An 8,798-nucleotide genomic window follows, 5' to 3' on the forward strand; every position below is an offset into this window, starting at 1 on the left:
CGCCGTCACCGTCCCGCACCCGGCGCGGAAGCGGCGGCGGCGCGGGCGCCGGCGCGAACGGGCCGGACCTGCCAGGCGGTTCGAACGACGGCGGCCCGCCCGGATCCCTGCCGGAACCGCCCGGATCCCGCCCCGAACCGCCCGGATCCCGCCCCGAACCGCCCGGATCCCGCCCCGAACCGCCCGGATCCCGCCCCGAACCGCCCGGATCCCTCCCCGACCCATCCGGATCCGCTCCCGGACCCGCCACGGACACCTGCCGCCGCGACGTCCGCCCCGGCACCGTCACCACCGCCGCCGCCAGCGCCAGCAGCGCCAGCGCCTGCGCGGTCCCGCTGAAGGCGCCCTCATCGGCGGCGATCGGCTCGCCCGCCCCGAGGGCGGCCGTGACGCCGGCGCCCAGCATCGCCACCAGGGCGAGAGGGACCAGGAGTGCGGGCCGGAAGCGGGCGAGCAGCGCCAGCAGCGGCACGATCAGCGCGTACGGCCCGGCCGCCATGGCCACCACCGCGGTGAGGGCCAGCACGCCCAGGACCCACGAGGGCGGGGGCGGCGGGACGGTGGGCGGCGTGCGCGGGGTACGGCGGACCACGGCGGAGACAAGGAGCAGCAGCACACCGAGTGCACCGCCGATCAGGCCCAGGTCGTAGGTGGTGGCCGGGGCGTAGGAGAGCTCGACGGTGCCGCCGGCGCCGGCCGGGACGAGGAAGGCCTGCTGCCAGCCGTCGATGCGCAGCGGGGTCAGCGGCCGGCCGTCGAGGGTGGCGTGCCAGCCGTCGTTGGCGTTCTCGTACATCTGGAGGTACGCGGCCCGCCCGGAGCCGACGGCGACCGTGCGATGGTCCCCCGTCCAGTCCGTGGCGGTGACCTTGCGCACCGGGCCGCCGGAACCCGAAGACGCTCCGGCGCCCGAAGCCGCTCCGGAGCCGTCGGCACCTGCCCCTGTTCCGGAGCCGTCGGCACCTGCCCCCGCGCGGGAGCCCTCGGCACCCGCCCCCGCCGTCCCGCCGGCCGCCGCCGTGTCCCCCCTGCTCAGCGTCACATCCGTCAGCGCCAGCGGCCCCTGGTCGCCCGCCTCCACCCGGTGGCGGCCGGACGGCAGTTCCAGGCGCCCGTCACGGGCCTCGCCGGCGCACAGCTCGACGCTGATGGGGCGGCGTTCGGTCAGATCGCGGACGTACCCGGAGGCCTTGGTGGCGTGCAGTACGCCGTCGACGGCGAGCATCGGCCCCTGGCCGCAGCCGACGGAGAAGCGTTCGCCGGCGGCGGGCCGCGGTGTGCGGTAGGCGTCGAGCGCGGGGAGGTAGACCTCGCTGAGCCCGACGGGGAGTTGGAGGGGCTGGCCGGCGACCGGGTTGTGGATCGTCAGCGGTTTGACCTTGCTGATGGTGAGGTCGAGGCGGTCCGTGGTGATCGGATCGAAGCGGGCCTGGCCGTTCTCGTCGACGCCCGCGGTGGCCGCCCCGTCCGGTGAGTTGATCAGGATCTGTTCCGGCCGGGTGGAGATACCGCCGGCCGCGGCCAGCACGATCTGGTCGATCTTCTTCCTGCCCGGCCAGCGCAGATGCAGCGTCGGCCGGTCCCCGGCGATCCAGGCGGTGGTCAGATCGCCGTCGACGAGGTTGCGGGGGCTGAGCGACTGTCCGAAGCCGAAGCTGGTGGAGTCGGCGGTGGCGGTGATCCGGTCCTTCTGCTCCGGCGCGATACGGTCCAGCAGCCGGTCGAGTTCGGGGCCGGGGACGGCCAGCGCCCTTCCGGAGATCTTGTACGAGGCGTTGGCGCCGGTACGGAACTGGCGGTGCAGCCCGGACTCCGCGGAGACGGGGGACAGCCCGCCGGGGTCGCTGCCGCGGTGCAGCGAGAAGATCTCGGCGGGTGTGTCGGAGCGCTGGGCGTCGGTGGGGAGTTGCAGCAGCCGGGTGACCTGGACGCCGGGGACGGCGATCTCGGCGAAGCCGGCGCCGGAGAGTCCGGCGCGCGGGGTCTGCGAGCCGAGGATCGTCACCTTCAGCCATGTCGCCGTCCCGGCCGGGGCCTTGACCTGCTGTTTCGTTCCGTCGGGGCGCAGTGTGTCCTCGGTGCTGCCGCGGTCGGTCTGCACGCGTACGGACGTCGGGGCGGCGCGCAGCCCGTCCCCGGGCAGCGGGGTGAGGGACAGCGTGGACGGGACGGCGGTGGGCCGGCCGAAGGCGATCTTGATCCACTGGCCTACGGGGTCGCCGGCGCTGCCTTCCGCCCAGGCGGTGTCCGGGTTGCCGTCGAAGGCGTTGACCGGGTCGTACTGAGGCAGATGGAAGAGCCAGTTGCCGCTGGTGGAGGCGGTCACCGAGGAGGCACCGCGGAGCACGGCGGTGGTCTGGTGGCCGATACCGGAGGTCGGGAGGATCTGCCGGGGCGGCCGGCCGGGGTCCTGGACGCTGTCGGGGTGGTTCTTCTCGTCGGCCGTGTAGGTGTAGGACGTATTGCTGTTGACCAGTCCGAAGCGGGTGTCGGCGCGGCGCAGGCCGTCGGCGGTCAGCTGGAGCGGCGGGGTGCCGAGGCCGGGGTGGTTGTCGCCGGTCAGGACGGTGGGACGGTCGCGCAGGGTGGGGTCGGCGGACAGCTGGAGGAGGGCTTCGGGGCCGCCGCTGAGCTGTGCGGTGTCGGCGACCGCCCGGGCGGTGACCGGGCCGGGCTCGGGGGTGTCCTGCGGCCGGTAGATCTCGACGGAGCGCTGGCGCGGGTAGAGGCCCTGGATCTGCAACGGGGCCTCGGCGGGGATCCTGCCGCCGGTGGTCAGCGGGCCGAAGGCGGCCGCCTTGCGGTAGCCGGACGCCTCCAGGGTGCGTTTGACGGTCTGCGGGGGGACATAGCCGATCTGGTCCGGGTCGAGATCGTTGCGTACGACCACCTCGTGGATGCCGGCCCGGCCCAAGTAGTCGCGCAGGCCCGGGACCTGGGCGCCGGTCAGCAGCGCCTGTTCGACGGCGTCCAGCGCGCGGCGGGCGCCCGGGGTGCCGAAGGGGACGAAGTCACGCTGCGCCCAAGGGGATTCGGCGAGCACATCGAGGGGTTCGTCGATGGGGGAGCCCCAGGTGTAGATGCCGTGGGCGGTGGCGGGGACGATCAGGGCGCGGCTGTGCGGGGTGTGGTGCTTGAGCCAGCTCGCCGTCTGCTCCCAGTAGGTGGGCAGCTTGGTGAAGGCGCCGGGCTGGAGGACGGTGCCGGTCAGGAACGGCAGGGCGAGCGCGGGAAGGACGAGCAGCGCGGTCAGCAGGGGGAGGTGGCGGCGGGCCGGGATCCGGCGGGTGCCGCGGCGTTCGGAGACCAGCCCCAGGAGATGCGCGAGGCCGAGGGTGAGCGCCAGGGCCAGGCCCGGGGTGAACTTGTAGATGTTGCGGAACGGGCGCAGCCAGCCGTTCAGCCAGTCCTGCCACAGCCCGTGCACCGGCCCGCCGAGCGCGCCGCCGTATCCGGCCAGCGCGATCAGCGCCACGGCCAGCACGGTCAGCAGCAGCCAGCGTCGCTCGGGCAGATCGCGGCGGGCCAGACCGGCCAGGCCGAGCGCCGCGGCCAGCGCCGAGCCGAGCACCGCGAAGGCGTTGGCGGTCATGGTCCAGCCGGCCGGCAGCCAGGGTTCGCCGAAGCGGAGGTAGCCGACCCAGTTGCCGGCGCCGCGCAGCAGTTCGGTGGCGGACATGGTGCCGGTGGTGGTGTCGGCCTGCTCGATGAACGGCATGAAGTTCTCGCCGTGGATGCCCAGCAGAAGCAGCGGCACCACCCACCAGGCGGTGGCCAGGACGACGCCGGGCAGCCACCAGGCGAGCAGTGAGCGTCGGCGTGGTCCCGTACGGGAGAGCAGATACAGGCCGGCGGGCAGCAGCGAGGCCAGCGTCGAGGCCGCGTTGACGCCGCCCATGAAGGGGATCAGCAGCGCCGAGCGGGTGGCCGCGATACGCGCGCCGGCCCGCGGGTCGGTCAGCGGCAGCAGGACCCAGGGCAGCAGCGCGCCGGGGAGGGCCGCGGCGGAGGTGGAGCCGATGACGATGGTGAAGGTCGGCCACAGGGCGTAACAGGCGGCGGCCAGGAGCCGGGCCGGCGGGGTGCCGAAGCGCAGCCGTTCGGCCAGCCGTAACGCGCCCCAGAACGCGGCCGTGACGATCAGCGACATCCACAGCCGCTCGGCCAGCCAGACGGGTACCTGAAGCAGGTCGGCCAGCCCGTAATACGGCAGGGTCGGGAACGCATAGCCGAAGTACTGGTCGGCGATGCCGCCGAAGCCCGCCCGGTCGTGCCACAGCTGCCCGAGGTCGCCGAGGAACTTCCACGGGTCGGTGGTGACCCCCAGCTTGGTCTCGAACGTCATCCTGCCCGGTGCGGGCGCGAGAAAGCCGGCCAGGGCGAGCGCCCAGAACGCGAGCAGCCAGCGCCTGCGCCGGGGTGGGCCGGGCGGCGGGGCGGGGGACGGCGTCGGCCTGCCGCCGGCGTCGGGTGATCCCGGGGACGGGGAGGGCCTCAGGGTCTGGGTCATGGCAACCGCCGGAGGATGAGGAGGAGGTTCCAGGTCGCGACCTCCCGGACGCCCGGGAGGCGGGGGATGGCCTCCGCGAGGAACGGCGCGTAGCGGGAGCGGGCGGTGACGATCGTGACGTCGTCACGGGCCCGGACCTGCCGCAGGGTGCGGCCGATGTGCACGGCGAAGAGGTTGACGCCCAGGGTGTGCTTGGCCGCCCTGCCGGTACGCCGCCGATAGCGGGCCCGGGCCCGCTCGGCCCCCAAGTAGTGCCAGGGCGCGGTCTCATGGCCGCCCCAGGGTGAGAACCAGTTGGTGAAGGCGACGTAGATCAGCCCGCCGGGGCGGGTGACCCGGACCATTTCGCTGAGGAAGGTCTGCGGGTCGGCGACATGCTCCAGGACGTTGGAGGAGAAGCAGATGTCGGCGGCGCCGTCGGCGAGCGGCAGCAGATAGCCGTCGGCGACCACGGCGCCCTCGGGGACATCGCCGCGGGCGGTCAGCTCCGCCGTATCGGGCTCGAAGAGATAGCCGTGCGCGCCGCGGCGCCGGAACTCCGCGGTGAAGTGCCCGGCGCCGCCGCCGACATCGGCGACCACCGCGCCCTTCAGCGGTACATGGCGTTCGACCTGGTCGGCGGCGTCGCGGGCGAGCAGCCGGTAGCAGTGTTCGGGCTCGGTCTGCTCGCGCAGAAAGGCGCGGAAGAGGGCATAGGACCTGCGCAGCGAAGGGTCGCGCACCGGGGCCTCACCGCCTGGGGAGCGTATCGAGGAAGGCTTCCGCGGCGACCGCCCGGAAGCTGCGCACGGTATGGCCCCATCTGAAACGGGCGGCGCGTTGTTCCGCGGCGATGCCCAGTGCTTCACGGCGCCGGGCGCTGAGCGCCAGGGTGCACCAGTGCGCGGCGAACGAGCTCTCGCCGGGGGCCAGCAGGCCGGTGACCCCGTCCTCGACGGAGTCGCGCAGCCCCGGGATGTCGAAGCCGACGGTGGGGGTGCGGCGGGCCGCGGCCTCCATCACCACCAGGCCCCAGCCCTCGACGAGCGAGGGGTGCAGCAACAGCCAGGCGGAGCACAGGAGTTCATGCTTGCACCGCTCGGAGACACGGCCGGTGAAGGTGACATCGGGGCCGGCCGTCGCGGCCAGCCGCGCCCGTTCGGGGCCGTCGCCGACGATCACCAGCCGGCCGCCGGTCACCGGGCGGACCCGCTCCCACAGCCGCAGCAGCAGATCGATGCGTTTGTACTCGACGAGCCGGCCCATGGCCAGGAACAGCGGCTCCGGCGCCTTGGGGACCAGCGGTCCCGGCTCCTCCACGCCGTTGTGGACCACCCGGATCCGGCCCTGGTCCACGCCGAGGCCGCGCAGCGCGGACGCGGTCGAGCCGGAGACCGCGACCATCAGATTGCGGCGGTGGGTACCGGCCAGCGCCCAGTGCTCCAGACGGCGGCCGAGCCGGGCGGCGGGTGCGGGGTAGCGCAGCTGCCACAGATCCGTATGGACGTGGTTGACCAGGCACAGCGTCGGCCCGCGATGCCACAGCGGCGCGAGATACGGCATGCCGTTGCAGACCTCGACCAGCAGATCGCAGTCGCCGACCCGGCGGGCCAACTGGCGGGGCGCGCACAGGAAATGACCGGCGTCGCCGCCCGCGGAGACCACGCGGTAGCCGCGGTCGGCCGCGGGGCCGCCGCACAGCAGGGTGACCTGGTGGCCGTGCGCGGTGAGCCCCTCGGCGATCCGGTCCACCAGCAGCTCGGAGCCGCCGGCGGCGGGGTTGCCCAGATCGCGGCGGGCGAGGAAGACGATACGGCGGGGGAGCGGGCCGGCGGCCGGGGGACCCGAGGCCGATGGCGTGGGTGGGGCGACCGGTGCCGGTGGTGCCAGGGGCAGGGGCGGGCGTACGTGCTGGGGCATGTGCGATCCAACTCGTCTCAGGGTGCGGTACCAGCGGTGGGGGTCGTACTGCGTGCTGAGTCGTGCGGGGCCGTGCTGCATCATGCGGTGGTGCGGTGCTGCGTGCTGCGGTGGTGCTGTTGTGCTGCGTGGTGCGGCTGCTCACCAGTGGTGTTGCTGCGGTAAAGCGGAATTGTGTCGAGCGGAAGGCCGGCCGTCTGCGTGTGGGGTGGACAGTTTTCGCTGCCCCGTTCGTCGCGGCTACTCACCGGGATGACAAAATCCGGGCCGATTGTTGCTGACGGTTCATCACTTCACTCAGAGCCGGCCGCCCGCCGCCCGCGCACCACCCACACCACTCCGGCGAGCGCGAGCACCCCGCCCGCCGCCGCGGCCCCCACCGGCAAGGTCCGCCCGACCAGCGCCAGCCTGTCGCTGTCCGTCCGCGCCAGCCGCACCTGCGCCCGCTGCGTCGCGGGCGTGAACTGCAATCCCTCGCCGCGCAGCAGCGTCACCGCATCGCGCCGGGCACCCGGTGCGCGCAGCGTCTTGTGCGGCGAGATCGAGGCATTGATGATCCGGCCGGTGCGCTGTTCGACGACCAGCTCGATACCGGAGTTGGCGTACCACTCCTCGGCCTGGATCTGGCCCTGCCCCGGCCGCCCGACCAGCCGCCCGGGGACCTGCCGGCTGCCGGTCCTGGTGGGCGGCACGGTCCCGGTGAAGCGATAGCCCAAATACCCCTGGATCTTCTTCGTGCCGGCGAAGCGGAGCGGGACGGCCGCACCCAGCGTGTTGTCCCACCAGCGATAGCTCTTCTTCTGCACATCGAAGGGGAATTTGAGGTACGCATCGCCGTCGAAACGGGTCGGCGCCTCCTCGCAGCAGTGCACCGGCGCATTGCTGCGCCGGTCGGTGACCCAGCGCTCGACGGTCCACTGGAACGCCTTGCGCGGATCCTTCAGGGCGAGCGTCTGCGGGGTGTCGACCGTGGTGGAGACGTCCCATACGGCCCGCCCGTTCTTCTCGCTCGCCGCGACATCGCCCAGCACATGCCGGGTGATGGTGATCTTCTGCCGGTCCCTGGTCCTCAGCGCCCCGGTGTCGAAGTAGCTGCCGGTGCCGGTGAAGACGGTGGTGACATCGACATCGACCGGGGTGACCTTGGCCCGCGGCTCGACGTACCAGGCCAGCAGGGGCGCCAGGACCAGCAGAAAGACGCCGAGACCCAGCACGGCCAGCGACAGCGGCGAGGCGGTGCGGGCGGCGGTGGCGCCGGCGGGGGGAGCGGCGGGGGGCGTGGTGGGCTTGCCGGAATCAGGCATACGAGCACTCCTGGAAGCGGTGAGGGGAACACGCTCTGGTGCACGTGCGGCGTCGCGATGCGCCATGGGCCGGGAACGTAAGCGAACTCTTGACAGGGCGTCAATGCCCTTCCACACTCGGCAGGCACCAGAACCGAAGCAGTGCCGCGCTGTGGGACGCGGTACCGAGCCGGCCGCCGATCCGTACGCCCCGGGGCCGTGCCGTGTGCCGTCACCAACCTCGACGGAGACCGGCGATGGTCTCCGGCATCGACGAAGGGCTCGCCGCGCCATGCACCGAATGCTTGCCGCCGCACTGACCGCGCTGGCCGCCGCCGTATTGGCCGTAGGTGTCGCGCTGGGCATCGTCGCGGCGCTGGACGCCACCCCGAAGCAGCCGAATGTGCCGCTGGTGACCTTCGACCGGACCGGTGAGTAGGCGGGCCGGGCGTGCCGAGGAGGGCCGGATCGTGCTGAGGAGGTCCGGGTCATGGTGACCGCCGTCCGCTCGGCCTGGCGGGAGGTCCCGCCGTACCAGGTACGGCAGTTCGCCGCCCTGGCGCTGGACGAGGTGCCCGCCCTGGCCCAGGACATCCTGCGCGAGATCCGCCACGAATTCCCCCAACTGCCGCTGGTCCACGACGAGTTCGGGGAGCCGCGGGCGCTGGTCGGTATCCGCCAGTCGCTGGAGCACTTCGTCGCGCACATGACCTCCGGGCTCGACGGTCCGCATGTCCACCCACGGGTCTTCCAGGAGTTCGGCCGCGGTGAGGGCATGCAGGGGCGCAGCCTGGACGCCCTACAGGCCATCTATCGGCTGGGCGTCCGGCTGGCCTGGCGGCGGCTGGCCGAGATCGGCCAGCAGGTCGCCATCCCGGCGCCCGCGATGTACGAGCTCGCCGAGTCCGGCTTCGAGTACCTGGACGGGCTGGTCGCCGAATCCGTACGCGGCTACGCCGAGGCCGCCGCCCGCCAGGCCGGTGAGCGGCTGCGGCTGCAACGCCGCCTGATGGAGCAGCTGTTCGCGAGCCCCGGCAAACGGCCGCGCAGAAGCGGCGCCGGGGCGGCGGACGGGGCGGGCGGGGTGCCGCCGGCGCTCGCCGAGC

General features: G+C 73.4%; 6 protein-coding genes. 2 read left to right on the forward strand and 4 right to left on the reverse strand.

Translation table 11 applies throughout. The features are described from left to right. The 4 genes from DY245_RS35515 to pgfA form a co-directional block, all read right to left on the reverse strand. Positions 1-4,510: alpha-(1->3)-arabinofuranosyltransferase domain-containing protein (locus DY245_RS35515; protein ID WP_244943478.1), on the reverse strand; the 4,510-nt coding region annotated here is incomplete at its 3' end. After that, the gene (locus DY245_RS35520) at positions 4,507-5,232 is read right to left on the reverse strand and encodes a class I SAM-dependent methyltransferase (RefSeq protein ID WP_128511218.1); all 726 of its coding nucleotides are present in this window, start codon (positions 5,230-5,232) and stop codon (positions 4,507-4,509) included. The genes DY245_RS35515 and DY245_RS35520, both read right to left, overlap by 4 nt. A gap of 7 nt (positions 5,233-5,239) precedes the next feature. Then, positions 5,240-6,409 (reverse strand): glycosyltransferase family 4 protein, encoded by a 1,170-nt coding sequence (locus tag DY245_RS35525; RefSeq protein ID WP_128511219.1) that lies wholly within the window; start codon positions 6,407-6,409, stop codon positions 5,240-5,242. A gap of 293 nt (positions 6,410-6,702) precedes the next feature. After that, positions 6,703-7,713: a cell envelope lipid trafficking protein PgfA gene (gene pgfA, locus DY245_RS35530; RefSeq protein ID WP_128511220.1), complete on the reverse strand. Its 1,011-nt coding sequence runs from the start codon at positions 7,711-7,713 to the stop codon at positions 6,703-6,705. Positions 7,714-7,984: 271 nt separating this feature from the next. On the opposite strand from pgfA, the gene DY245_RS44955 reads away from it, so the two are divergent. Further along, entirely contained in the window at positions 7,985-8,131 is a 147-nt protein-coding gene (locus tag DY245_RS44955) for a hypothetical protein (RefSeq protein ID WP_181924022.1), read from the forward strand. 51 nt (positions 8,132-8,182) lie between these two features. Then, positions 8,183-8,798 (forward strand): PucR-like N-terminal domain-containing protein (locus DY245_RS35535; RefSeq protein WP_483409835.1); only part of this gene is annotated, 616 nt, incomplete at its 3' end.

It is taken from the genome of Streptomyces inhibens, assembly GCF_003389455.1.
Taxonomy (GTDB): Bacteria; Actinomycetota; Actinomycetes; order Streptomycetales; family Streptomycetaceae; genus Streptomyces; species Streptomyces inhibens.